Source organism: Exiguobacterium sp. s124, from assembly GCF_018617485.1.
Lineage (GTDB): Bacteria > Bacillota > Bacilli > Exiguobacteriales > Exiguobacteriaceae > Exiguobacterium > Exiguobacterium aestuarii.
This window is the reverse complement of the sequence record NZ_JACSKH010000001.1, coordinates 1,141,057-1,167,072: the sequence shown is the minus strand read 5'-3', so window position 1 is coordinate 1,167,072 and position 26,016 is coordinate 1,141,057. Positions and strand designations below refer to the sequence as shown.

Here is a 26,016-nt window from a genome sequence, read left to right as displayed (position 1 = left end):
CTCCTTTACCTCCCCCCTTTATTCGTGTTATGTCCTTGATTTCCTTTTCTCATCGCCAAGTCGATGTGTTCTTGTTACACTTAAGAAAAAACAGGAGGTTCCTATGACGCGCTCCTACGTATTCGTGTTGCTCGCCGTATTCGGTCTATTTTCCTTGCAGCTATACGGTGAAAATGTGCCGTATGGCACGTTCATCTCCATCGCGTTGATTGGGTTCATCATCGTCTTGACGATTTTTCAGTTGAAACGAAAACCGAATCATTGACGAATGTATTTTGAGGGTGGTATGATGCTCTCACCAACTACATATCGATATCAAGAGTGAACGAGAGATCTGGCTCCGCGACTTCACAGCAACCTGCCTTAGGCAAGGTGCTACGACCAGCAAGGGAAACCTTGGACGATATGACGAAAGCGCTCATGTCATCCGACGTGAGCGCTTTTTTGTTGAATGACGATTTGGAGGGAACGACAGTATGGAAAAAGCAACATTCGCAGGCGGCTGTTTTTGGTGCATGGTGACACCATTTGAAGAATTACCAGGGATTGAAGGCATCCTATCCGGCTATATGGGCGGACAGGTCGACAATCCGACATATGAACAAGTAAAAACCGGGACGACGGGGCACTTCGAAGTCGTTCAAATCACATATGATCCAGCATTATTCTCGTATGAACGTCTGCTTGAACTGTATTGGATTCAGACCGATCCGACGGACGACGAGGGGCAGTTCCAAGACCGGGGACCTCAGTATGCCCCAGCTATCTTCTATCACACAGAGGAACAACGCGTCGCTGCCGAAGCGAGTCGTGATGTGTTGGCGGCAAGCGGGCGCTTCACGGCTCCGATCGTCACGAAAATTATTCCGGCGACGACATTCTTCGCTGCAGAAGACTACCATCAGGATTATCATAAAAAGAATCCGAAGCATTACAAGGAAGACCGTTCCATCTCGGGACGTGACGAGTTCATCGAGGAGAACTGGACTGAAACCGTATAACGGTCATCAGACGCGAATTTCAGCATTCGCGTCTTTTTATAAGACCAATAATCGGGAAAGACTATTAATGGTTCATACATCCGAAAAGGAGGATTCATTGATGAAGACTCGGACAAAAATCATCATCGGGATCATCGGGATCGCCATCATCGCAATCGCCTGGTGGCTCATCTCTCCACTATTTTTAACCGAGACGGTCGACGAAGGATTACCACCGACAGCTGTCGAATCACCAGCTCCAGAGGAAGAGGAATCAGATCAAGAGACGTCCGAAACACCGGAAGCACAACCGAGTCCAACCGAAGTAGCGGGTGTGTTCATGGACGGGGAGAAAAATTATGAGACGACCGGTATGATTCGCTCAGTTGAAGCAGAAGACGGAACTTACCTGCGATTTGAAGAGTTTGAGACGACGAACGGTCCTGACTTGTTTGTTTATTTGACGAAACCAGGCGTGGAAGTGTCTGAAGGGATTAGACTCGGAGCACTTAAGGGAAACACGGGAAATCAAAACTATTTGGTTCCGGCTGATGTCGATTTGACAGAATATAGCACGGTGGTGATTTGGTGTCGTGCTTTTAGTGCAACGTTCGGGACGGGTGAATTGAGCACGACGAGTGAATAATCAATATTAAGCAGCGGGTACATGTGATGCACTCGCTGTTTTTACATGTAGTAAAAATTGTATAATACCCAAATTTCAACTATTTGTTCATAAGAGGTTCATGTTACAATATGGTAAAGTATGGAACTGATAGGAGGGGCTACTAGTGATTTCAAATGAGTCGTCGTACCGCACGTATTTTTGGAAACGTTTTTGGGTCTTCTTTTTGCCGATTGTGACAATCGGTATGTTGTCTGATCCAATGATTATGGAAAATACGTTTAGTAGTTTTGAGGATATTGGAGAGTTTGTCTTCTATTCCGTTTATTATGTCGTCGTCATAGGAGGATTGACTGCCTTTGCCATTTCTTTGAAGTGGAGAAGAAAATGAAGTTCTCACGATTTATGGCAACCTTTATTTTTTCGATCGTTATGATGTTTTCGCTTCCGTTTATGATGCCTGTGTTTGAAGCGTTTGCTTAATTTCACAATGTATTTATGTATGTACTCTTTGCATCACCTGTCATATTTACTTACGGAATTGCATGATCCAACTTTTCATAGTTTTTGGGCCACTGTATTAGATTTAACGATCTCATTTTGTTGTTCATGATCGATTCTAAAGATAACATCCTCTACATATACATATACATATACAAGCGGTTTTTATTGCTATCATGCCAAACAGCAGTATACATGTAAACTTCATCATATATACTGCTGATTATTAGATTACTCGATCACCTTACTTATTCTTCTCATTCGCATATCGAGTGAAATTGTCGAGGATTGCCTGCCATCCTTGACGTTGCAACTCAACCGGATTCATCGAGTCCGCATCAAACGTTTCAACAATCTTTGTCTGATCACCTTCTGGTGCGAATGAAATTCTCACTCTCCGTTCATCATCGAGGCGATATTGAATAATCTCGTTCACTTGAATTTCCTCATACACGCCTTCAAAATCGAACCCCATACTGTTGTCTTTTGCTTCCATCCGACTGCGAAACTTCCCACCGACGCGTAAGTCATTCTCCGCTTCGGTCGTATGCCAATCTTCAGATGCATGATTCCATTGTTTGATATGATCAGGGGCTGTCCAGAGTTCCCAGACTTTTTCGATTGGTGTATCCACAAGCGTCGAGATCGTCACTACATTTGATTCCATGATTGTTTTCTCCTTTACTCTACATTTTTTTGATTCATCACGAATGCGTTGCACGTCCTATATGACGAACGCAACATGGGATTACTTCCCTATCGATTACGTCATCTCCTGCTCTCCTTTTAACGATTAAAATTTACTCAAAAGAAAGACCCTGAATGGCACTCTAGACCGAGTGAACATTCAGGGTTCTTTTCATTTCATCATCGAAATTTAACTCTTGGCAATCCCAAGCATAAATCCAGCGACGACAATGAGACCGATTCCCATAAAGACAAAGACACGTTCTTTTGTCGTCTTCTCTTCTTTCAATAGATAGATTCCACCGAGTGTCGCCACGACGACGTTCAATTGAGATAAAGCGAAGGAAGTGGCAATTCCGACTTCTCCGCTCGAGACGAAGAGACCGAAGTTCCCGATTCCCCAGGCAAGACCTGCCAAGATATTTTTGAACGTACGTGGATCGATTTTCTTCACGTCCTTCTCCCGAAGACTGAAGAGAAGCGCCGCGATGAACATCCCGACTGATTGTGGAAGGATTGCAGTGATTCCGTCCACCTCAAAATAGTTCGTCAAGACAGCATATGTGACGTAACCGATACTTGAGACGAATAGGACCAGTAACCCCTTCTTCAATGCACCGGCGCTGTCTTTGTCTTTCTTCTGTTGATACGAAGTCATTGTCGCCCCGATGATAATCAAGACGAGCGCAGAAAACCCTAACCACAGCTCTGTCGTCGTCTTCCAGTCACCGAGTACGATGACCCCGAAGAGAGACGTCCCGACGAGTTGCATGCCGGTACTAATTGGCATCGCCTTTGAGACACTTAAGATTTGGAACGATTGGAACTGTAAATATTGACCGAGCGCCCAAAACGCCCCAGAAATAAACCCGGTCACAATCGCAAGAGTCGTGAACTCTGGTCTGAAAACGAGGGCGATGATTCCTGCCATGATCATGGCTCCGATGGTCGTACCAATCAATTGCTGAATCGGTTTCCCTCCCACTTTCGACACGATGAGCGGGATACTCCCCCACATGAGTGCTGGTAAGAGCGCCAATAAAATCATTTCCATGAAACACACCTACTTTCTTAATATAACGTCTAACATGAAATTCCCATGCTTCAATTTTTATAAACCTAAAATGAAAAAGGGAATTGCCATGTCGAATACTAGGATGATATAATGATTTCAAACGGGGCATTAGCTCAGCTGGGAGAGCGCTACGCTGGCAGCGTAGAGGTCAGGGGTTCGAGCCCCCTATGCTCCATTAATCTGTCACATCTCAAATGAGATGTGACTTTTTTATTGATGTTATGCGATTCAATCCCTTGTTGAACGGGTAAGGTAAGGTAGACTTTTTCATACAAGGGGGACTTTATGATGGAACGCACATCTGTAGAAGAGACATTGACGAGCGTGATTGAATGCATGCGCGCCTGTAATCATTGTTTTTCAAAAAGTTTACAAGAAGAAGATTTGCACATGTTCACCGAATGCATTCGACTGACAAGGGAATGCTCTGACATTTGCACGTTGGCGTTAAACGCCTTAGAAACAGATTCAGCTTTCTCTAAACCAATTGTCGCATTGTGCGCTCAGGTGTGTGATACATGTGCCGTCGAGTGTGGTCGCCACTTGCATGACCACTGCCAAGCTTGCGCGAAAGCATGTGAGCGCTGTGCAGAAGCGTGTCGTACACTCGTCGCTGCTTAACCACGACATTCGTCTAACTTTCTGTTAGACTTTTTTTATTGCAAAGAAAGAAGGTGAAGCACCATGCAACATACCATTCTCGCGCTCGATGTGGAGACCGCAAACCGAGACAGTCGCAGTATCTGTTCTGTCGGATGGAGTATCCTCAAAAACGGAGAAGTCATCGACACTGATCAACGACTTGTCAATCCAGAGGAGGACTTTGATATGGGTAACATCCGTGTCCACGGCATTCGTCCGAGCGACGTGTGGGATGCCCCAGCGTTACCGGAAGTACTTGCCTCTCTTTACCCGATTTTACGAGAAGTCGACCTCGTCATCGCACATAACGCCTCATTTGATATGGGGGCCTTGAGAAAGGCAATCGTGAAATATGACTTGTACGATTTTCCAACGATTGAGTACGGGTGCACTGTCAAACTGTCACGAAAACTCTATCCAGGATTAGCGAACCATAAGTTAAACACGATGGCAGACTACTTGAATGTCCCGTTCATTCACCACGACGCTGCAGAAGATGCGCGGGTCTGTGCGCTCTTAATGCGCGACATGATGCAAAAGACAGGTATTATGAGTCCCCGTGAGTTACATCGCTACACCTCTGTGAAAACAGGTACACTCGCATACTAAACCGGCCACGATCTCGTAGCCGGTTATTTTTTGAAGATCCATCGCTTTTGAACATAATAGCTGATGAAAAAGAGAAAACTGTCGACAATAATTTTTAAGATAACTTCTCCTTGTCTAAATAATAGAAACAGGATATATACCAGTATTGCCGAGATCGCCATCTGGAGAACGACGAGAGAAAAATATTTGGAAAGTGATCGTCGCGCTTTTGAATGAAAGACGACTTTCCGATTGACGAAATAGTTGAATAAAGAGGAAATGATTCGTGCGAGTACCGTTGCCACGATGACATGGGTTGTATCGAAGTACGGTGACAATAAATAGATAAAGACTGCATACATACCCACGTCGACAAGGAACGATGCGACGGATGATGCCGAATACATCAAAAACATGCGATAGATTAATATCGAATCTAAAATCGGTCTGAAATGGGACGAGTCATTTTCGTTCTCATATACCGTCTGGATGGTCGTCTGTTGAATGGGGACCTGCAAGCGTTTGGTGAACGTCAGCATATTCATCTCGAACTCGTATCGGTTCCCAGGAATGTCGAGCAACTGTCTCACGTATCGCATCGGTATGGCACGTAGACCAGTCTGTGTGTCTTTCAATTTCAATCCGCTCCCGATTAACATGACGAGTCGCGTCGCCTGGTTACCAAAGCGACTTCTAAGGGGGATCTTGTCACCACTGAAATCACGACATCCCATGATTAGATGGTGCGGCTTACTTACACCCTCCTCATATACATTGACGACATCCTTAGGAAGATGTTGTCCATCGGCATCTACCGTGATGACACCTAACTTATCAGTATAATTCTCCACAATATAGCGTAAACCAGTCTTTAGTGCTGCTCCTTTTCCTCGATTCTGTTCATGTGCTAACACCACATCGACGATTGAACCTAGCTCCCGAAAAATTGAATCGGACGATGCATCACTTCCATCATTCACGACGATAATTGTCGAGAATCCGTCTGCTCTCAATTTCTCTACAAGTGTGACGAGTGCACCATCAGGGTTATAGGCCGGGATTAGAATTGAATACGCATCACGTACTCCTACTTCATGCATTTGCATCGCCACCCCTCCTCTCCCTTCCTCTATACCCGAAGCGACTGCTTCACATTCCCACAAAAAAATGCATCAGCAAGAAGCTGATGCATCGAATCATCCGATGAAAATCAAATAAGACGAAACAAAGTAAACGACGACGACAAGTAGTGAAGGAATGACGTAGCGTACCTTCGAGGTGACGTTTTGTCGAAGCACGCTGTACATGACAAGGATTGATAGAATCGTGATACCGACCGCTGATACGAGATGTGACGTAGATACGTCTGCCAAAATCGAACCATTGCGATAGAAGACGTCTGACATAGCGATAATGAGCATGTTAAAGATGTTACTTCCGAGAATCGATCCGAACGCCAAGTTGACGTTTCGAAGTTTAAGTGCCATAAACACGGCGACCGCTTCAGGTAAAGACGTTGATGCCGCAATCAAAAAGCTACCGACAAAACTTGAACCGAATCCTGTGACGACGGCAATCTGGTCACCCGTGATGGAGAGTGCTGTTCCGGCCGCCATGATGAGGACGGCAGCAATCAAAAATCCAAATCCAGCTCGTTTCAACGTGATATCTTCATACTTGCTGACGACAACCTCTTCTTCCACTTCATGTTCAGCGACTGGCTCTTTCGGTTGCTTCCCAATATAGTAAATTCCGATCCCATAAAGAATAGCGATTAAAAGGGCATCCACGCCAATTCCGATAAACGTCATATCGACACGGACAATCAAGGCGACCAATGTCGTAACAGTCAGTAATAGACCAAGTCCCGCCGTATATAAATGATCACGGCTCGCATAGTTGAAGAGTTGTTTTTGACGGAAATAAAGATCAAACATTGCCAAAATAAAAATGTTGAATAAGTTAGAACCAAGCATGTTTCCGATGGCGATGTCCGGGTTATCAATCATGACCGCCGAGATACTCGTCGTCACTTCAGGTAATGAGGTTGCCCCCGCCAAAAGAACGGTACCAACGAGCATCCCGCCCATTTTTGACTTTTCCGTCATAACATCGGCGTACGTAGACAACTTGATAGCGGCGTAGACCGTTATGGCCGCAGCCAATAAGAAATAAACAAATACCATTTTTTCTCCTCCTTGGGTAAACAAAAAAGACCTTTTTATGGACGACAAAAACGCCCATAAAAAGGTCTTGCGGACTTGTAAAAGCTCGATGGACCGAGTGCATGCGCACTGTAATGACGACCCATCGACCACGATTGTGGTCGCTACTCCCCTTTTTATCTTCCATTTGACTATAGCATGAACCGTCCTAGTTGACAATCGAGCGGCGCATGAGTGTGACAAAATCCGGCGCATCTAAGGCAGTTCGATAGCCCAGTTCTTGCATTGCAGCTAATAAAGGCGCCGACAAAGGTGTGTTCCAACCAGCTCGCTCGAGTTGTTCACGAAATTCATGTACCTCAGCCTCATCCACCGACGCACGAGCAACAATCTCTTTTAGTTCATATGCAGTTTGACAAAGTGGTGCCGCTTCTTGAACCCATTCATCCTCGATAAAACAGGTAAGAATTGATTCAAAGAGTCTTGCCACTTTCCGATCTTTTTCATTATTTCCGCCATAAAATAAGGAATTGAGTTCTTGTTCGTACAGACCAATCAAGTCTGTCGAACTACTAAATGGTTCGAACGCAAGAAGTAACTGATGATAATACCAAGATTGGTCTCGCATCGGACGTTTAAAGCGTTGCCACACCGTCATCCCTTCCATCTCTAAATCATAGCGGATGGAACGGAGATTATGTAGCTTGTCCGCCACGAGGAGTGCGACCTCATCAAATTGTAGAAAGGAGATGTGTTGCAAAGTCTTTCGTTTTCGTTGTTCCCATGTTTCCTCCCGATTTTTCTCAGAGACGGCAAGTACGAGCCGTAACACGTCTGGACCAAATCTTGCTAAAATTTCTTTCGGTTCCGTATTCGTATCTTCAATCAAGTCATGAAGGAGCCCTGCTGCCACGACCGTTGACGGTTGCTGATCCGTTTCAAGAAGCAATGCAACTGAATATGGATGTGACAAATATGGAATCGATGAACCTTTGCGATGTTGTCCTCCATGACGAATCGATGAAAAGCGGAGTGCTTCTTCTACAAGGGGATTCATAGCACCTTCCTCCTAATCTCGGGTATAAACTCTTTATTAATTACCCGGATATAGGCCTAAATAATCTAATTTTAAAGCGGAATTGGGTATATAGCCTTATCATTCTTCATAAATCATTTTTTTCGTCATTCCACCATCTACAACTAGATTATGACCATTGACAAAGTCATTGTTTCGGTCAATCAAATAGCTTACAGCTCGGACGATATCATCCGGTTCCCCGACTCGTCCTGACGGGTGTTGACGATGATCGACTTCACGTAAGCTATCTTCTGACGTATGAATCCACCCTGGGCTGATTGCATTTACCGTTACGGGTCGTTCACTCAATGAAATGGCTAGCGAGTGAGTCAAACCGACAATTCCACCTTTTGAGGCGCCGTATGCATCCCAGTGAGGTTCATTTTGAGAAGCCCTTGTAGAGGCCATGTTGACAATCCGACCGTACGATTCATCATGATTTAGTTCTAAAAAGTATTTTGCACAAGTAAAAGTGCCGACTAAATTGACATCGATAACTCGTTTAAACGTATCGACATTCAGTTCGTCAATTGGCTTGACAAGTGAGGCGATTCCACCATTGTTAATCAAAACGTGGGCACGTCCGACACGTGTCTTGATGTCTTCAAATACACGTTGTAATTCCTCTGTATTTCCAAGATCAACTTGATAAAAGAGCATCCCTTTAATATGCGGGTCATCCTCAATATCTAACCCAATCACTTCATATTGGTCTACAAACGCATTTGCGAGCGCATATCCAATCCCATGAGTCACTCCTGTAATAATCATCACGTCTTTCATCTATTCATCCCTCCTAGAAGAATGTATACCCCAATGTAGCTTACTCAGTCCACAGTTTACGATTCGATGTCGTAATGACGCTTGCTCCAGCAGCAAGGGCTTCGTTCACTTCTTCTGTCGTCTCAATGAGTCCACCTGCAAATACCGGTATACCGGTCCGCTCCTGCACTCGTCGAATATATTTCGGCACAATTCCTGGAAGCACCTCAATATAGTCTGGTTTTGACCGTTCAATATGTCTGATACTCTTTTCTAACGACGTCGAGTCAATTAAAAATAACCGTTGTACCGTCATCACATTATTTTGTTTCGCCTTAACGATGACGTTTCCTTTCGTCGAGATGATTCCGAACGGTTTAAACGTTTGGCAGACGTATTCGGTCGCAAATTCATCCGCTTTCATGCCTTGGATTAAATCCATATGAACGAATACCTTTTTTTGATGCTTCTCCAGCAGTTTGAAAATTGACTCTAAACGACTCATATGAACCTCAAGCAATACGCCTAACTCAAGTTCACTTGACAAAAATCGTTCTAGATCGCGCATATCCCTTATCGCGGGCAAGATCGATTGTCCATGTAACATCCGCAATTCCCCCTGTCTCTTCTCTCATTATGCCGATAGCCATTTTCAGAAATCAAGGTTTACTCATTCAATATAGTGGGAAAATAAAATTAACTTGTGTAGAGGGGGATTTTAGTATGGTCAATGAAGTTACTGTTAAAGTTGAGACACCGACACCGGAACAACATCAGTCGTTACGTGTGAAGGCGGGAATGCCTCGGCGATCGGATGAAAGTACAATCAAAGGTCTTAAAAACACATTATTTGGTGTCTGTTTATATTTAGATGATGAGATCGTCGGAATGGGACGAGTCGTCGGGGACGGCGGGATGGTCTTTCATCTAGTCGACATCGTCGTTGATCCAGAGTGTCAAGGCCTCGGCCTTGGAAAGCTAATTATGGAGAATTTAATGGAGTGGATTTTAAAGGAAGCGGATGAGACGGCTATCATCAGTCTGATCGCAGATATTCCGGCGGATGGATTATATCGACAATTCGGCTTTGACTATTCACGTCCTGAATCAGTTGGCATGGAGTACCAGTGGAATCAATCAGAAAGTTAATACCCCTCAACGAAGGAGATGACTTATGGATGGATTGAACATCATCGTGTTGCTCGGACTGGCGCTCACGCTCATCTCCGTCTTCAGCCTCCTTATTGAACGCCTGTACTTTCCTAGTATTTTAGCGTTTATCGCCATTGGTGTTGGAGTCGGCTTTTTCTGGGACGGAAACGAGGTATTTAAAATTGCGGGTGAAATCGGGATTATTCTGTTATTTTTCCTGCTCGGTTTAAAGTTTCCGTTGCGTGAACTTTGGAAACGGATGCGAAGAGTATGGAAGGCGGGCGTTCTGGACATCGTCCTTTCATTTGGTGTCTCATTCGGAATCGCCTTGCTGTTCGGGTTGGACTTTCCACGTGCCTTCCTGATTGGTGCCGTATTGTATGCGACGAGCTCTTCCATCTCGGCGAAACTGCTTGAGCGCCACTCCGAAAAACATGAAGATATTAAAGAATTCGTACTCGCTCTACTTATTTTCGAAGATATTTTTGCACCACTCCTGCTTACGATTGCCCCATTCATTATTCAAGAGGAACCGATAGCCATGACTGACGTTGGCAAAGTGTTTGCCGGATTCCTCATTTTTGGTGTGCTGTTGTTTATTGGTTCAAATTTTGTATCAAAACAACAAAAGTTCTCGAAACATTTGTTGCGTCAGGATGATGCGAGTATCGGTCTTATTGGACTTATCCTCTTCTTCGCTGGGATCGGTATGGTATTTGGGCTTTCTGAGATTTTAGGAGCCTTCATTGCCGGAATCATGCTAGCTGATATCCATGACGTTCGTCCGCTTAAACGTTTGACTGTACCAGTTCGTGATTTGTTTCTCCCCATTTTCTTTATTTCATTTGGAATATCAATCAATTTGGAGAAAGGTGTCATCGTTAACGCACTATTCTTTGTCTTGATTGTTTGGGGTGTTTTGTCGAAATGGATTGTCGGTCGTGTCGGAGGCAGGATCTACGGGTTATCTCGTGTTCAGGCAAATGAAGCCGGCTTCTCTCTCGCTCCTCGTGGAGAGTTCTCCATCTTGTTTACCGCCCTCTCGAACGGTGCAATCAACTTATTTGTTGGTCTCTACATTTTCGTATCAGCCATTGTCGGTATTATCTTATTCCGCTTCTCTGAATATTTGGCCGAGAAGACAGAACGAACACTTACAAAAGTATTACCCGAGAAGAAAAAAGAAGAGTAAGCGGGCGAACCCATTCATAGGTCCACCCGCTTTTTCATTTAGTCTTTTGCTAGTTTTTTGTGCCGTTTTTTACGCCAAATAACATAAGCGATCACCCCAACGAGGAGCAGGCCGTAAATCGTGTAAGAATACGCATCCAGGTAGGCGAGAATATCTTTCCAGTTCTCACCAACCTTCATCCCGACCATGATGAGGATCGTATTCCAAATTGCCGTTCCGGCAGTACTGAGAAGTAAAAACTTCAGAAATGGCATATTTGACATACCAGCCGGGATAGAGATGAGACTTCGAACGACTGGCATCAATCGACCGAAGAAGACCATCCATCCTCCATAGCGATCAAACCAGGCATCCGCTTTTTTAACGTCATCGATATTAAGACGAAGCCACTTCCCATATTTCTTCGTCCACTTTTCAATCTGTTCGACATCAAATAAGAGACCAAGTCCGTAAAGTAATACTGCCCCTAAAATAGCTCCAACCGTCGAAGCGACAATCACGAGTATGATTGATAAATCAGTCTTGACTGCAAAAAAACCACCAAAGAGTAATACGACTTCAGAAGGGATCGGCGGAAAGACGTTCTCAATAAAAATCATGAACGCGATTCCTATGTATCCATATTGTTCGATTATCGAAATCATCCAGTCACTCATTTTGATGCCTCCATTCCCCCACTTTATACCCAACCTTCCAAACGAGTAATCGTTGAGACATGCTACACTTATATAAAAAGGAGTTGATTGAGATGCAAGAAACACTTCGCTGCCCGTGGTGTGGGAATGACCCGCTCTACGTTCGCTATCATGACGAGGAATGGGGCAATCCAGTTCACGATGACCAAAAACATTTTGAGTGTCTGACACTTGAGAGTGCACAGGCTGGACTCAGTTGGATCACGATTTTAAGAAAGCGTGAAAACTATCGCTCCGCCTATGCGAATTTCGAGGTGAACGAAGTAGCACGTTTTACAGAAGCAGATATTGAGAGACTCATGGCAGATAGCGGAATTGTCCGGAACCGACGAAAAATTGAAGCATCCATCAATAACGCGAAACAGTTCATCAAACTACAGGAAGAGTTTGGCTCGTTCGATTCATATATTTGGTCGTTCGTTGATCATAAGCCGATCATCAATTCGTGGGAGCGACTTGATGAAGTCCCCGCAACGACAGAATTGTCTGAGCGATTGAGTAAAGACCTGAAGCGGCGTGGATTTAAATTTTTAGGGCCAACCACGGTTTATGCCCACCTACAAGCGACAGGCCTTGTCAATGACCATCTCGTCTCTTGCACATTTCGATAACTTAAGACCAGATATCAAAAACATCTTTACATCTCCCCAGCTCTTGTGACAATATTTTGACAAAGTGATATTCTATCACTGAAAGCGTTTTCATATTTTATATCTTTCGGGGGGATGTTGATGAACGGAATTTTAGTGTCCATTGTCTTATACATGGCACTGATGGTCTTACTTGGGATCATCGCATATCGAAGAACAAGCAGTATCGGAGATTATATGTTAGGCGGACGGGCACTCGGACCCGGCGTCGCCGCTTTATCTGCTGGCGCGTCTGACATGAGTGGGTGGCTCTTGATGGGATTACCTGGTGCGATGTATGCCACGGGAATCTCAAGCGGCTGGATTGTCATCGGGTTGACAATCGGCGCCTACTTGAACTGGTTATTGGTCGCTCCGAGATTGCGCATTTATTCCTACATATCGGATGATGCGATCACAATTCCAGATTTTTTTGAGAAGCGATTCAAAGACTCAAAAGGATTGTTACGTTCCTTTTCTGCTGCTGTCACGCTCATCTTTTTCACGTTGTATGCGACGAGTGGGTTCGTTGCAGGTGGACGACTGTTCAATGCCGTCTTTGACATCGAGTTTGTGACAGGCGTTATCATTCTTGCATCGATTATCATTCTGTATACGTTCATCGGTGGTTTTTTAGCCGTAAGCTGGACGGACTTCGTTCAAGGATTGATTATGCTTTTTGCGCTCATTTTTGTACCGGCGATCGCCATTATGGCAACGGATGGTGTCTCGAACGCATTAGACACGGTTCGGGATATCGATGAAGCGTTACTTGACCCTTGGACGGGACAATCGCTGATTGGTATCATTTCTTTATTCGCGTGGGGCCTCGGATATTTCGGTCAACCTCACATCATCGTACGCTTTATGGCAATTGGAAAACTAGAAGACATTAAAACAGCACGTCGCATTGGAATCTCTTGGATGGTCTTCACTGTCGTCGGGGCGATGGCGACCGGATTGTTTGGTCTTGCCTATTACACGCAACAAGGACTGACAATCGATAATCCAGAAAACATTTTTATTAATCTATCAGACTTATTGTTCCCTGATTTGGTCACCGGTGTGTTATTGGCGGCTCTTCTTGCTGCCATCATGTCGACCATTTCATCACAATTGCTCGTCTCATCAAGTGCAGCGACGACAGACTTTTATCAAAAATTCTTCCGTAAGGACGCAGGTGACCGTGAACTCGTCATGGTCGGTCGTATCACTGTCATTCTCGTCTCTGTCGTATCGATTGTACTCGCGCTCGATGCAGATGACACCATCTTAAATCTTGTCGGTTATGCTTGGGCAGGATTTGGTTCATCATTTGGACCTCTCATTCTGTTCAGTCTCTTTTGGAAACGGACGACTCGTCAAGGCGCCCTTGCCGGGATGTTGACCGGTGCATTCGTCGTCATCCTCTGGAAGAACTACGCGTCTTCACTTTTTGGCACGTTCGGAACGCTCTATGAAATGATCCCTGCGTTCTTCCTGTCCGCTCTTGCTATTTATGTCGTCAGTCTCATGACACCTAAACCAAGTGAAATCATTCAACGTGAATTCGACCAAATGCGTGACATGGTGAAAGAACATATTAAATAATCGTCCTGGCAGGTCTTCTTGACCTGCCATTTTTACATACAAGGATTTTTCTAGTTTTTAACGAATAATTTATATTAAGGATGATTCCACTTTGAAAAGGAGGTTATTATTGATGAAAGCAATTAAATATATTTCTCATCTCGCTTTTACTTCAAGCCTGATCCTCCTATTCGGCTGCGGACAATCTTCCTCGACCACTCAAGTCGAAACCGAGGAACCAGTCGTGCAAACACCCGTTGAAGAGCCACCAGCCGAACCTGAACCAGTCATTACGACGGCTTCGGTCTATGCTATCGGCGATGTATTGTTGCATGACTCAGTATATAACGCGGCTCGTGTCAATGACGGGTTTGATTTTGACTCTTCCTTCGAACGGGTCGCACCGATTTTAGAACGAGCGGATGTAGCAATTGCCAACCAAGAGAGTATGATTGGTGGGAGTGAAATCGGATTATCAAGTTATCCTGCTTTCAACAGCCCGTTTGAGATTGGTGATGCTCTGCAACGAGCCGGAATTGATTTAGTCACGACGGCGAACAATCATACACTGGATCGAGGAGTACGTGCGATTGAGAATTCGATTAATCACTGGAATGAAATCGGTATGCCTTACACAGGTTCATTCCTGTCTGAGGAAGATAAGGCAAACATTCGGACGTTGACGGCAAATGAGATTTCTTTTTCTTTTTTAGCCTATACGTATGGGACGAATGGTGTCATTCCGAAGCAACCTTACCACGTCAACTATATTGACCTTGAGCAGATGCGACCTGAAATCGAGAAGGCCGAGCAAACGACTGATTTGACAGTCGTCTCTCTACACTTTGGCACAGAGTACGAAACGTTACCGAATGAGAGTCAGACAGAACTTACTCAGAAGCTGGCGGACCTTGGGGTCGACATTATCATCGGTCATCACCCACACGTCCTCCAACCACCAAAGATGCTTGAAGGAGTTGATGGCAATCAAACATTCGTCGTGTACTCTCTCGGTAACTTCCTGTCTGGACAACAAGGAGATGATCGAAATACGGGCGGCATTATTGGGATTGATGTCGTCAAAACGACGGAAGATGACGTTTCAACGTTTGAGTTAAAAAATCCGATGTTCTATCCAACGTTCACACAGAAATCATCAGAGGGATATTATGAAGTTGTTCCATTAAAATCAGCAAAACCTGAACTCTTTTCCCCTGTCAGCAACCATATGTCGCAATGGCTACCCGAGCTTACAATCGAACAATGATGACCACGAATGTTTCGTGGTCATTTTTTTCTTTTCAAAAAAGGGTTGCCACAGTGTTTATTATCCCTTACACTAAGTCGTATATTTATAAATAAAAATTAATAATTATTCATAAGGGGTGCTCACATTTTGAAACAGAAACTCGTATTGGCTTACTCTGGAGGACTAGATACATCAGTTGCAATCAAATGGTTGGATGAACAAGGCTATGACGTCATTGCCGTATGCTTAAACGTCGGAGAAGGAAAAGACTTAGAAAAAATCCAACAGAAGGCGATTAAAGTTGGGGCTAAAAAATCCATCGTCATCGACGCGGTCGATGAATTCGTGAGTGACTTTGCTCGTTATTCGATGCAGGCGCATACGTTATACGAAGGCGTATACCCACTCGTATCCGCTCTATCACGCCCTCTCATCTCGAAAAAATTGGTTGAAGTTGCTCAAGCAGAAGGTGCAGTTGCCGTGGCACACGGATGTACGGGAAAAGGAAACGACCAAGTTCGTTTTGAAGTGTCCATCCATGCACTCGATCCGTCACTTGAAATCGTTGCACCTGTTCGTGAGTGGAAATGGTCACGTGAAGAAGAGATCGCATACGCAGCGAAACACAATATCCCAATCCCAATCGTTCAAGAGGAACCTTTCTCGATCGACCAAAACATTTGGGGACGTGCGATTGAATGCGGCATTTTAGAGGACCCATGGGCCGCACCACCAGAGAGCGCTTATGAGTTGACGGCAGCTCTTGAAAATACACCGCATGAGCCGACTTATCTTGAGCTCGAGTTCAAGAACGGGGTTCCGGTGGCCATCAATGGTCAAAGCCAATCGTTCACAGATATTCTAAAAGAGTTGAATATTGTCGCAGGTGCACATGGCGTCGGTAAAATCGACCACATTGAGAACCGTGTCGTTGGAATCAAATCACGTGAAGTGTATGAGGCTCCTGGCGCAATGACGTTGATCACAGCTCATAAGGCGCTTGAGGCATTGACGCTTGTGCGTGAAGTTGCGCATTTCAAACCGATTGTCGAGCAAAAGTTGACGGAGACGATTTATAACGGACTTTGGTACTCTCCTCTCACGAAAGCACTACTCGCTTTCATCGACGAGACGCAACAGACCGTCACAGGTACGGTGCGGATGAAACTGTTCAAAGGACAAGCAATTGTAGACGGACGTAAGTCACCAATCTCGCTTTATGACGAGGAACTTGCGACGTATACATCTGCAGACACGTTCGATCAACAAGCAGCCGTTGGATTTATCAAACTATGGGGTCTCCCTACAAAAGTACAGTCAGAGGTATTGATGGAAAAAGGGGCGTTCATTAATGAGTAAATTATGGGGAGGGCGTTTCGAGAAGACGGCCAGCGATTGGGTCGATGCATTCGGGGCCTCGATTGAATTTGATGCTCAACTCGTCCTTGAAGATTTAGAAGGCAGTATGGCGCATGTGACGATGCTCGGGGAGCAACACATCCTCTCCCATGACGAAGTGAAACAACTCCTTCAAGGATTACAACAACTTAAACAAAAAGCAATCGCAGGCGAGTTGACGTTTGAGGTGTATCATGAAGACATCCATATGAATTTAGAGGCGTTGCTCCATGAAGAGATTGGTCCGATTGCTGGGAAAATGCATACGGCACGTAGTCGTAATGATCAAGTCGCGACGGATATGCACCTTTACTTGAAAGAACGAGTAAAAGAAGTCATTCAATTGATTGAATCGTTTCAACATGAGTTATATGCACACGCCTCAGAAAATGTAGAGACGATTATGCCTGGCTATACGCACCTCCAACGTGCTCAGCCGATTTCTTTGGCACATCATTTACTCGCCTACTTTTGGATGCTCGAACGAGACAAAGAACGCTTCAGTGACAGTTTGAAGCGAATCGACTGGTCACCGCTCGGTGCCGGTGCACTTGCTGGGACAACGTTCCCAATTGACCGTGCTCGTTCGGCTGAATTACTCGGATTTAATCGTGTCTATCCGAACAGTTTAGACGCCGTCAGTGATCGCGATTTCATTCTCGAGTTCTTGTCGAACGCATCGATGCTCATGATGCATCTCTCGCGTTTTTGTGAGGAGTTGATTCTTTGGGCAAGTGAAGAATATCGCTTCATTACCGTGTCTGATACGTTCTCGACCGGTTCAAGCATGATGCCACAGAAGAAAAACCCAGACATGGCCGAGCTCGTACGTGGGAAATCAGGTCGCGTTATCGGAAACTTGATGGGATTGTTGACCCTTATGAAAGGACTTCCTCTCGCGTATAATAAAGATTTGCAAGAGGACAAAGAAGGTATGTTTGACACGGTCAAAACCGTTCAAGGATCGCTAAGTATTATGGCCGGGATGATGAATGAATTGACGTTCCACCCGGACACGATGAAGCAAGCAACAGAGCGCGACTTTTCAAATGCTACCGAGCTTGCTGATTATTTGACGGCAAAAGGCATGCCGTTCCGTGAAGCGCATGAAGTAACTGGGAAACTCGTCAAATACTGCGTCGATGAACGTCTATATCTACGCGAACTACCGATGTCTGTGTTCCAAACACATTCTGCTTTGATTCAAGAAGATGTGTACCTCGCCTTGACCCCTGAACAGGCAGTTGCACGTCGTAATAGTTACGGTGGCACAGGATTTAATGCCGTTCGTGAACAGTTAAAAGAAGCTTCGGAATGCATCAATGCGATGACCACACTTTAATCGACATCGTCTCAGTCATATTGCTGAGACGATGTTTTATTGATTCAATCACGTTTCATAAAAATGACTTGCCAACCTCTCAAACCCATGTTAACTTTTATATTGTTAACGTTAACTGAAAAGGGGTTTACATATGAAGATTCAAGACATGACTCAAATCGCCTTCGGCGCAGCACTCATCGCAAGTATCGGCTTCATTGAAATACCAATCGGTCCAGTTCCTATCACACTTCAAACATTAGCCATTATGACAATTGCTGGTGTATTCGGTGCACGAAAAGGATTTTTGGCGGTCATCGTGTATTTATTACTCGGATTGATTGGACTTCCAGTCCTGAGCGGTCAAGGAGGGTTCGCCCCATTCGTAGGACCGACAGTCGGATATTTGATTGGATTCCCAATCGCAGCTTTCTTCATCGGCTGGTTCAGCGAACGACATCGCTCGATTCCTGGATTGATTGGATATAATCTGTTATTCGGCCTCGGCCTCGTGTATTTATTCGGTAGCATTGGACTTGAGCTCGTTCTGGGAATGTCGTTCATTGATGCACTCAAAGTGAATATCCCATTTATTTTTGGCGATTCACTCAAAGCCGTGCTTGCTGCGATCTTAGCTGTAAAAATTTCTGAGAATGCTCAAGTAAGACGTTCACTCGCTTCATAAAGCTTTCAAACGTTTCACCCGTTTCCATATGTGGAATAAATGAAGTATGGAAGGGGGTGTCCCTATGAGCGACTCGACGTTTAAAAAACGCTTACAAAAAGCAACCCACTTTTATCAACGCTCTGACAAAGGGCAACGTCAAGGAATTGACAAGTCGTCTCATGAGAAACGTGACACAGAAGCATTTGAGCGCAGACTCCGCGAGGCTAAAGCAAAAGTTGGAGAGATTCAAGAGAACATTGATCATATTGCTAGACGTTAAAACCCCGTCCAAGGACGGGGTTTATTTTTTACGAGGTCGAATGACTAGTGTGATAATAAAAAGAAGTGCTAATGTGACCAGAAGTGCCAGTGAAGCCGTGTTCCACCCGACTAAATTAAGCGCCACACTAAATGCGACCGTGATATAAAAGCCACCGAGTGCTTTTTTGACATGTTGTGAACTGAAGCGTTGCAACTGTTTGGCCCCAAACGGAGATCCAATCATTGCACCAGCAATTAAAGCAAGTCCATGCCAATAGTTCGTATCAGCGCCTGCTACGGCATAACTAATCACGCCTGAGACAACGATGAGGAGAGCTGCTGAAATACTCGTCCCGACCGCTCGTTTCATTTCAGTGTTAAGTAACTTGACTTGAAGTGGGGTCAAAACGAATCCTCCACTTACTCCCATCAAAGAAGAGATAAAACCTGCAAAAACACCGATGATTCCAAGTCGTGGTACAGAGTCTGTCCCAACGCTGCCTTCGACATGTTGTTTCGACCGGAAGAATGAAATCGCAAAGTACGTGAGTAAAGCAATATAGACGAGGGAGATGATTAATGTGGCTCCGTCCACCCCTTCTAAGTAAAAAACGAGAGGTGTAGCAATCCAAGTCCCTACAATCCCGAACACACCAATCCATAGCGCGTGAGACACGTTCACGTTCCGTAAACGAATATGTGAGATCGTGCCTGCCGTCGTTGAACCGAGCGTCAACATGAGACTGAGTGCGATTGCCGCACTCGCTTCATATCCGAAGACGAGAAGGAGAGGCGTAAGCAAGATTCCTCCCCCGATTCCGAAGAAACCGCTCAAGATTCCAATCAACGTACCGAGCAAGAGAAACTGAAATAATTGTAAAAAATCCATGTTGCACCCTTCTTTCATTGGTCTCGTCTGCAATCATATCAAAAAGGGGCCACAAATGCGCCCCTTTGCTTACAATGACCGTTCTAGAAAATCGAAAATCTGTTGACGATATTCAGTCTGGAATGATTGATACGATCCGACATGTCCATCGTTCTCCGTCACCCATAGCTCGACACCGTCCCGTACGCTCGCCAGTTTTTCACTTTCTGAGACCGGAATCGCATCGTCACCCGCACTATGGATTAACAAAATCGGCGCCTCAATCGCTTGAATGTCTTGAATTGGTGAGACGAGATCCGCATCGAGTCCTGTGAACCAAGGGGTCACTGTCATGATGACAGGCGTGAAAGGAACGTTTGGTAGGTCACTCCACACCGGAAGATTTGTCTCGAGATAATTTCGCAAATCACTAAACGGACTATCTGCGATGACTGCTGCTACTTCAACATCGTCAGCCGTAGAGAGAGCCGTCGCCGCCCCCATGGAAATTCCGTAAAGTACGATTGGGCCGTCTGAACGACCTTTCGCATATTGGATGGCGGCTTGTAAGTCCGATTGTTCTTTCGCACCGACCGTTACACGGTCTCCTTCAGAAATCCCTGATCCTCGGAAGTCGAACGTTAAAAATTGATATCCTTGTTCATGAAATTCTGGAATCAACTCTTTAAGCGGCAAGTCATCCTGTTCTCTATTCTTTCCATATCCGTGGGCAAAGACGATTGTCGCGCGAGGTGTTGGATGTGGAATCCACCATCCATATAAGTCATGTCCTTCTTCAGATTGGATTGTCACATTCTCATACTTCAATCCGAGTGATTTTGGAGTATATGTTAACGTTTCTCGCTCAGGTGACGTCAACTGATCACCGATATGAGCCGAGATTCCACCGATTGCCAACCCCGCCACAATCAAAATCACGACTACAGCAACACTCACTATTTTCATCCAACGATTCATTTATTTCTTCCCCTCGATTCTGCATTCATTATCTCAACCAGCTACGGAGTGCAATTAAAGCGTGTTGAACCGGCTCCCACGTATTAGCTGGAATCAGATAGCACGTCGCTTCGTTGATGGAAAACATCTGAACGTCTTTTTGTTTGACGATATTTTCTCCGATTGCTCCAAAGGGATCGCTGTTCACGTCGGTATGATCAAACGTCCGCCATTCGCGTTTACCATCTTCGAGAACGGCACAACCGAAAGTTTTTGTCGGGCCATCAATCCCATACTCGGCATAGTGCCAAAGCGTCGTCGCATCGAGTGGCGACCCTAGATGGAGGACGCGAGCATTTCGTTCAATCATACGTTCGATTGGAGAGCCTGGACCGAATCCGACATCAATCGTATGATCAGAAACGATTGCTGCTGCATCTTTTCCCCATGCAGCAACAGACCACATCGGATGTGCACTTCGATAAACGTTCGGATAATTCCGAAACAGCTCTGGGACACGTCCCATTCCGCGAGTTGATGTCTTTTCTTGGTCATAAGGTGGCATTTCGGCGCGAATCGTCTGCCACCATTCAACCGGGACAGGTGGCGCCTCCCATTCAGCCGGATCTGAATTGTCTCCTGTCTGAGTCGCCATCATGATTAGTCCTGATGCTCCCACTACTTCTTGCAACGCTTCAATCACGGTCTGCGCACCGCCACATACCCATCCGAGTTTAGAGAGCGAGGTATGCACGAACAAGGATTCTCCTGGTCGGATTCCCGCTTCTTTCAAATAATTGATGAGAATTGATTTCGTCACCATCTGTTTCACAATCTATCACTCCACAATCAGCTGGATCGTTGACCCGCTTCTAGATTTTTTCACTTCGATTCGGGCATCGACGCGATCTTTCAATTCCTGGACATGACTGATGACCCCGACAAGGCGTCCGGTCGCCTGTAAAGACATCAATAATTCAATCGCTTGGTCTAAAGATTCGGCATCGAGCGTCCCGAATCCTTCATCGATGAGCATCGTTTCGAGACTGACGCCCCCGCTCAATTGTTGCACCACTTCCGCAAGTCCGAGTGCGAGTGAGAGAGACGCTTTAAACCCTTCTCCTCCAGAAAGGTTTTGAACGCGCCGTGATTGACCGGTATATGCATCAAACACAAGGAGTTCCAGTCCAGATTTTGCGTTTCCTTTCGCCGTCTCTACTTTGCGTTCGAGTCGGAACTGACCACTTGTCATCTGGTCTAAATGAATATTTGCAGCATGTAAGATTTGGTCAAAAAAGGCCGTTTGTACGTATGTCTCAAACGTCATCTTTTGAGGATTAATTCCCTTTCCGGTTTCAGCAATCAACTTGATGGTCTCTAGCTTCTGTTCTTCGCGCGCTGTTTCCTCACGAAGTACATGCCACTCTGATACGATTTGACGATGTCTAAATAAAGCATCTTGTGAGGAAATGAAATGTTCTGACGCTCGTTCGTATAACGCTTTGGCCTCATTGACCTTCATTTCAATCGACTGCAAGTCAGGTCGTTCTACGGTTCCTAGTTTCTCCTCAATCATTTGAATACGATGTCGAAGCCGGATCCCTTCTTCTTCTTCACGTTGCAAGTCTTCCTGCATCTTTGTCCGCTGGTCGATTCGACTGGCAAGTTGTTCGTATCGCTCCTGAGTCAATCGAGCGGCTTCTAACTGCTCACTCCATATCGTTCTTTGTATATCAAATTGCCCTCTCGCCTCTACGAGTTGTTGACGTAGCAAAGTGAGCCGTTCTTCCTCTTTCCACGTTTCTTTTTTGACGATTTCGAAGTCATGATTGAACGACTCGACTTTTTTAGTCAGTGCCGTGAGAAGATTTTGTCGCTCCGTCCGTTCGGTTTGTAATCCTTCTAACGTTGCTTCCTCTGTTTGACCGAGCGCGTTCAACTTTTGTTGTGTTGCTTCAAGTTCTGCGAGAACACGTTGACGCTCTTCGAACTGGTTACGTCGCTCTTCTTCGAGTTGTCTCATTTCGCCGGTTAGTTGACGCAACGTCCGTTCATTCTCGAGACGAGTCCGCTCCTCACGTTGTAGACGATTCGTATGCGTTTGCCATTTTTTGATTTCTTCTGTCAATGACGATTCCACTTGAACGTCCTTTAACCCTTCGTCAAATTCTCTTCGAACCGTTTCAAGCTGTTGATGAAGTGAACGATAATCGGCTCTCGCTTCAATCAGACGTGTTGACAGTTCTTCAAGTCGCGTCATAGCGGATTCTCTTTCATCCAAATACTCGACTGCTTCTTCGAACTGTGGAACATCATGATGACGCGAACCACATACTGGGCACGGTTCGCCATCTTCCAACGCTTCACTTAGTTGTCTTGCCATATTCATCTGTTCTTGTTGTTTATATTTATTCATTAATTCTTGCTGAATGGCATGCAGTCGCTGTACTTCTTTTCCGTCCCGCTCACAAGCGGCGAGTTGATCCGATAACTTGTTCATCTTTGTTTCAAGTTTATCCAAATACAATAATCGGTCGACATATCGCTCTGCATCAATCGCACGTTCTTCTGGTTCAATTGCCAACGTTTCAACGAAATGTCGCTCACGCTCTTGTAGTTCTTGAAGTCGCGCTTCTTTAGGGAAAGTACTTAAATCCTTCGCACGCTTCGTCAGTTGCTCACGATGAGTTACGTGTTCGGCTCGCTCTTTCATTCGAGGTAACATCTCATCAATTAGACGGAGTCGCTCTTGAAGGGATAAGATTTTTTGTTTGTCCTCTTCAATCGCAACTTGTTGCTCCGATAAAGAAGATTGTTTTTGTTGTAATTGTTCGAGCTTTTTAGAAGATGCTTCGTCCTCTATCGTCATACGGAGAACATGTTTCTCCATTTCTAATAGTCGATCATGGACTGGACGAATAGTTGCGGCTGCTTCTAAATGCCGCAACAGCTCGTGACGTTCGTTTCGTTCTGTCTCCCCTTTTAGAAATTGATTGAGGGCTTGCACGGTTTCTTGTTGTTCTTGAAATAAACTGACAAGTGCTCTCGCTTGTTCTAATTCGGCACGAGCCTGTTCAAAGGTTTTCGAATGAACTTGTTTTTGGTCTGCTGCCATCTCAGCTGTTGTGATCAAGTGTTGTTCGCGTTCATTCAGCCAGTGATGGATCACATCGATCGATTTTGTCGAAACATCCTCTATCGCTTCGTCTTCGAGCTCGAGTAACTTGAGTCGTGTTCGTTCGACCGCCCATTCAACTTGTTTCCGATAACTACTGAAACGTTCTGCCCATCGCTCTTGGAAAGCACGATACGCCTCTGTTTTGAATATAGATTGCAAGATTTGTTGCTTCTCATTTGAGTTCGAGTCGAGCAATTGTCTAAATTGGTTTTGAGGGAGTAACAAGATTTGGCTAAATTGTTCATACGATAATTGTAGGATCGACTCAATTTGTTCTTGAACCTCGTTCACTTTTGTTGCTACCGGCTTCCAACCGTCCTCCCATTCATACAGAACGGCCTCATGCGGGATGGGTGTTTTGTTTTTAGGGTGAGGTTGTTGTGGTTGTCGCACAATCCGATAGCGATCACCACGAATTGTGAACGAGAAGTCGACCTCCGTCTTCATTTCAGCTTGAGCGTATTGACTTCTGAAATCACTCGCATTTCGAAGCGCACCACTCGCTCGACCATATAGGGCGAATGTCATTGCATCAAAGATAGTAGTCTTCCCTGCTCCCGTGCGACCACTTACGACAAACATCGATCTGCCCACTAATTGCGTAAAATCAATCGTTTCACGTTCTGCATACGGTCCGAATGCTTGAATCTTCAATTCAACCGGTCTCATCTGACATCACCTTCTTCAATCATTTGTTTCAAGGCATCCGAGGCCGTGCGATCATGCACGGCTTCAAAGAACTGTAAATACACCTCTTCGACCGATTGTCGCTCGAGCGTTTCCCGTTCAAATGTGGATGTTTGTTCTTGTCGTCGCAACAGTTCCAATTCGAGATGGAGAATGTTCGGGTAGACAGTGCGAAGCTTCGCCATCGGGTCAAAAAGTGCTTTATCATCGGTCAGCACAATCTTTAAATAATCATCTGTCTGTTGTTGCTGATAAAATGACGGCGCGAGAAGCTCGTGTAACGTTCCCGTGAGTTGTCTCATATCACGTTCAGGTGTCAACGTTCGACGTCGTCGCTTCCATTGCCCGTCCCATTCTACGATATCCACTGATTTTTCATGGTTGACCTCAGAGAATGAATATTTCATGAGAGAACCACTATACGCAATCCGTTCTGCTTGAATCGCATCACGATTATGTAGATGACCGAGAGCCGTATACGAAAAGGGGTCATACAACCCTTTCGCGACCTGCCCGGCAGTACCAATCGATAATTGACGCTCCGAATCGGTTTCAAGTCCACCTGCGACAAAACTATGTCCGACTGAGACCGCATTCTTTTCAATCAAACCAAATGCTTCTATGACGGCTTTTAGTGCGTCATGATGTGTACGAATCGTATCGATTCCCAAAACGTGTCGAACCCGAGCCGGCTCAAGGAACGGGATTGGGTAAAACGGGATTCCGGCTACTTCAAGCGGACCCGCATCTGGGTCTAGTTTACCGACGATATGTAGCCCTACTTGTCTCAATAGTTTTGAACTATATTCGAGCCGCTCAGCAGAATCATGGTTTCCGGCGATGGCGACGACCGGAATCTCTCGTTTTAATACCAATTCCCGCCACATCTCATCTAGCAAATCGACAGCCTCGACTGGCGGTACGGCACGGTCATACAAGTCTCCCGCGATGACGACCGCATCAGGTTTTTCCTCATCGACGATTTGTAAAAACGAATGGAATAAAATATTTCGTTGATCTTCTGTCATATGACGACCATGGACAATCTTACCTAGATGCCAATCGGCCGTGTGAATCCATTTCATCACGT

The 26,016-nt window shown here is 45.2% G+C and carries 27 protein-coding genes, 1 tRNA gene and 1 riboswitch; of the genes, 15 read left to right on the top strand and 13 right to left on the bottom strand.

Annotated elements, in window-relative coordinates:
* Positions 1-103 precede the first annotated feature (103 nt).
* The 3 genes from KNO85_RS06115 to KNO85_RS06105 all read left to right on the top strand — a co-directional run bounded on the left by KNO85_RS06115 (position 104) and on the right by KNO85_RS06105 (position 1,626).
* On the top strand, positions 104-265 hold the full coding sequence (locus KNO85_RS06115) for a hypothetical protein (protein ID WP_214787853.1): 162 nt from the start codon (positions 104-106) through the stop codon (positions 263-265).
* A 44-nt stretch (positions 266-309) separates the two neighbouring features.
* A riboswitch (SAM riboswitch) is annotated at positions 310-409 on the top strand.
* Between the two features lie 67 nt (positions 410-476).
* Positions 477-1,001, top strand: coding sequence for a peptide-methionine (S)-S-oxide reductase MsrA (gene msrA / locus KNO85_RS06110; protein WP_214787850.1), 525 nt, complete (start codon positions 477-479; stop codon positions 999-1,001).
* Positions 1,002-1,101: 100 nt separating this feature from the next.
* Positions 1,102-1,626: a DM13 domain-containing protein gene (locus KNO85_RS06105; RefSeq protein ID WP_214787848.1), complete on the top strand. Its 525-nt coding sequence runs from the start codon at positions 1,102-1,104 to the stop codon at positions 1,624-1,626.
* Positions 1,627-2,350: 724 nt separating this feature from the next.
* Here KNO85_RS06105 and KNO85_RS06100 read toward each other — a convergent pair.
* The gene (locus KNO85_RS06100) at positions 2,351-2,773 is read right to left on the bottom strand and encodes an SRPBCC family protein (RefSeq protein WP_214787846.1); all 423 of its coding nucleotides are present in this window, start codon (positions 2,771-2,773) and stop codon (positions 2,351-2,353) included.
* 210 nt (positions 2,774-2,983) lie between these two features.
* Positions 2,984-3,847 carry a GRP family sugar transporter gene (locus KNO85_RS06095; RefSeq protein ID WP_214787844.1) on the bottom strand — a complete coding sequence of 288 codons (864 nt, stop codon included), beginning with the start codon at positions 3,845-3,847 and terminating at the stop codon, positions 2,984-2,986.
* Positions 3,848-3,970: 123 nt separating this feature from the next.
* Here KNO85_RS06095 and KNO85_RS06090 point away from each other — a divergent pair.
* The 3 genes from KNO85_RS06090 to KNO85_RS06080 all read left to right on the top strand — a co-directional run bounded on the left by KNO85_RS06090 (position 3,971) and on the right by KNO85_RS06080 (position 5,119).
* Positions 3,971-4,043, top strand: a tRNA-Ala gene (locus tag KNO85_RS06090).
* A gap of 113 nt (positions 4,044-4,156) precedes the next feature.
* Positions 4,157-4,489, top strand: a complete 333-nt coding sequence (locus KNO85_RS06085; protein WP_214787842.1) for a four-helix bundle copper-binding protein — start codon at positions 4,157-4,159, stop codon at positions 4,487-4,489.
* Between the two features lie 63 nt (positions 4,490-4,552).
* Positions 4,553-5,119 (top strand): 3'-5' exonuclease, encoded by a 567-nt coding sequence (locus KNO85_RS06080; protein WP_214787840.1) that lies wholly within the window; start codon positions 4,553-4,555, stop codon positions 5,117-5,119.
* A gap of 23 nt (positions 5,120-5,142) precedes the next feature.
* Here KNO85_RS06080 and KNO85_RS06075 read toward each other — a convergent pair whose 3' ends face one another.
* The 5 genes from KNO85_RS06075 to KNO85_RS06055 all read right to left on the bottom strand — a co-directional run bounded on the left by KNO85_RS06075 (position 5,143) and on the right by KNO85_RS06055 (position 9,710).
* Positions 5,143-6,204, bottom strand: coding sequence for a bifunctional glycosyltransferase family 2/GtrA family protein (locus tag KNO85_RS06075; protein WP_214787837.1), 1,062 nt, complete (start codon positions 6,202-6,204; stop codon positions 5,143-5,145).
* Between the two features lie 90 nt (positions 6,205-6,294).
* On the bottom strand, positions 6,295-7,284 hold the full coding sequence (locus KNO85_RS06070) for a sodium:calcium antiporter (RefSeq protein ID WP_214787835.1): 990 nt from the start codon (positions 7,282-7,284) through the stop codon (positions 6,295-6,297).
* 187 nt (positions 7,285-7,471) lie between these two features.
* The gene (locus KNO85_RS06065) at positions 7,472-8,320 is read right to left on the bottom strand and encodes an HD domain-containing protein (RefSeq protein ID WP_214787833.1); all 849 of its coding nucleotides are present in this window, start codon (positions 8,318-8,320) and stop codon (positions 7,472-7,474) included.
* 99 nt (positions 8,321-8,419) lie between these two features.
* The gene (locus KNO85_RS06060) at positions 8,420-9,124 is read right to left on the bottom strand and encodes an SDR family NAD(P)-dependent oxidoreductase (protein ID WP_214787831.1); all 705 of its coding nucleotides are present in this window, start codon (positions 9,122-9,124) and stop codon (positions 8,420-8,422) included.
* Positions 9,125-9,164: 40 nt separating this feature from the next.
* Positions 9,165-9,710, bottom strand: coding sequence for a glycerol-3-phosphate responsive antiterminator (locus tag KNO85_RS06055; RefSeq protein ID WP_214787829.1), 546 nt, complete (start codon positions 9,708-9,710; stop codon positions 9,165-9,167).
* 116 nt (positions 9,711-9,826) lie between these two features.
* On the opposite strand from KNO85_RS06055, the gene KNO85_RS06050 reads away from it, so the two are divergent.
* Together KNO85_RS06050 and KNO85_RS06045 are read left to right on the top strand one after the other, a co-directional pair.
* Positions 9,827-10,252, top strand: coding sequence for a GNAT family N-acetyltransferase (locus KNO85_RS06050; RefSeq protein ID WP_214787827.1), 426 nt, complete (start codon positions 9,827-9,829; stop codon positions 10,250-10,252).
* 25 nt (positions 10,253-10,277) lie between these two features.
* Complete coding sequence (locus tag KNO85_RS06045) at positions 10,278-11,447, top strand: cation:proton antiporter (RefSeq protein WP_214787824.1); 1,170 nt, start codon at positions 10,278-10,280, stop codon at positions 11,445-11,447.
* A gap of 38 nt (positions 11,448-11,485) precedes the next feature.
* On the opposite strand, the gene KNO85_RS06040 is transcribed toward KNO85_RS06045, so the two are convergent.
* Positions 11,486-12,103 (bottom strand): DedA family protein, encoded by a 618-nt coding sequence (locus KNO85_RS06040; RefSeq protein ID WP_214787821.1) that lies wholly within the window; start codon positions 12,101-12,103, stop codon positions 11,486-11,488.
* Positions 12,104-12,195: 92 nt separating this feature from the next.
* On the opposite strand from KNO85_RS06040, the gene KNO85_RS06035 reads away from it, so the two are divergent.
* The 7 genes from KNO85_RS06035 to KNO85_RS06005 all read left to right on the top strand — a co-directional run bounded on the left by KNO85_RS06035 (position 12,196) and on the right by KNO85_RS06005 (position 19,255).
* A complete protein-coding gene (locus tag KNO85_RS06035) occupies positions 12,196-12,753 on the top strand; it encodes a DNA-3-methyladenine glycosylase I (protein ID WP_214787819.1) in 558 nt (185 codons plus the stop codon).
* A 120-nt stretch (positions 12,754-12,873) separates the two neighbouring features.
* Positions 12,874-14,361, top strand: a complete 1,488-nt coding sequence (putP, locus tag KNO85_RS06030) for a sodium/proline symporter PutP (protein ID WP_285800885.1) — start codon at positions 12,874-12,876, stop codon at positions 14,359-14,361.
* A 112-nt stretch (positions 14,362-14,473) separates the two neighbouring features.
* Positions 14,474-15,607 carry a CapA family protein gene (locus tag KNO85_RS06025; protein WP_214787817.1) on the top strand — a complete coding sequence of 378 codons (1,134 nt, stop codon included), beginning with the start codon at positions 14,474-14,476 and terminating at the stop codon, positions 15,605-15,607.
* Between the two features lie 126 nt (positions 15,608-15,733).
* Complete coding sequence (locus KNO85_RS06020) at positions 15,734-16,948, top strand: argininosuccinate synthase (protein WP_214789832.1); 1,215 nt, start codon at positions 15,734-15,736, stop codon at positions 16,946-16,948.
* Positions 16,941-18,329: an argininosuccinate lyase gene (gene argH, locus KNO85_RS06015; RefSeq protein ID WP_214787814.1), complete on the top strand. Its 1,389-nt coding sequence runs from the start codon at positions 16,941-16,943 to the stop codon at positions 18,327-18,329. Before KNO85_RS06020 ends, argH begins: the two co-directional genes overlap by 8 nt.
* A gap of 133 nt (positions 18,330-18,462) precedes the next feature.
* Positions 18,463-18,993: a biotin transporter BioY gene (locus KNO85_RS06010; RefSeq protein ID WP_214787811.1), complete on the top strand. Its 531-nt coding sequence runs from the start codon at positions 18,463-18,465 to the stop codon at positions 18,991-18,993.
* A 64-nt stretch (positions 18,994-19,057) separates the two neighbouring features.
* Positions 19,058-19,255, top strand: coding sequence for a hypothetical protein (locus tag KNO85_RS06005; RefSeq protein ID WP_214787808.1), 198 nt, complete (start codon positions 19,058-19,060; stop codon positions 19,253-19,255).
* A gap of 21 nt (positions 19,256-19,276) precedes the next feature.
* On the opposite strand, the gene KNO85_RS06000 is transcribed toward KNO85_RS06005, so the two are convergent.
* The 5 genes from KNO85_RS06000 to KNO85_RS05980 all read right to left on the bottom strand — a co-directional run bounded on the left by KNO85_RS06000 (position 19,277) and on the right by KNO85_RS05980 (position 26,011).
* On the bottom strand, positions 19,277-20,125 hold the full coding sequence (locus KNO85_RS06000) for a sulfite exporter TauE/SafE family protein (protein WP_214787805.1): 849 nt from the start codon (positions 20,123-20,125) through the stop codon (positions 19,277-19,279).
* A gap of 69 nt (positions 20,126-20,194) precedes the next feature.
* Positions 20,195-21,082, bottom strand: coding sequence for an alpha/beta hydrolase (locus KNO85_RS05995; RefSeq protein ID WP_214787801.1), 888 nt, complete (start codon positions 21,080-21,082; stop codon positions 20,195-20,197).
* 28 nt (positions 21,083-21,110) lie between these two features.
* Entirely contained in the window at positions 21,111-21,884 is a 774-nt protein-coding gene (locus KNO85_RS05990; RefSeq protein ID WP_214789830.1) for an AAC(3) family N-acetyltransferase, read from the bottom strand.
* Between the two features lie 15 nt (positions 21,885-21,899).
* Positions 21,900-24,908 (bottom strand): SbcC/MukB-like Walker B domain-containing protein, encoded by a 3,009-nt coding sequence (locus KNO85_RS05985; RefSeq protein ID WP_214787798.1) that lies wholly within the window; start codon positions 24,906-24,908, stop codon positions 21,900-21,902.
* The gene (locus KNO85_RS05980; RefSeq protein ID WP_214787795.1) at positions 24,905-26,011 is read right to left on the bottom strand and encodes an exonuclease SbcCD subunit D; all 1,107 of its coding nucleotides are present in this window, start codon (positions 26,009-26,011) and stop codon (positions 24,905-24,907) included. The genes KNO85_RS05985 and KNO85_RS05980 overlap by 4 nt, the downstream gene beginning before the upstream one ends.
* Between the last annotated feature and the right edge of the window lie 5 nt (positions 26,012-26,016).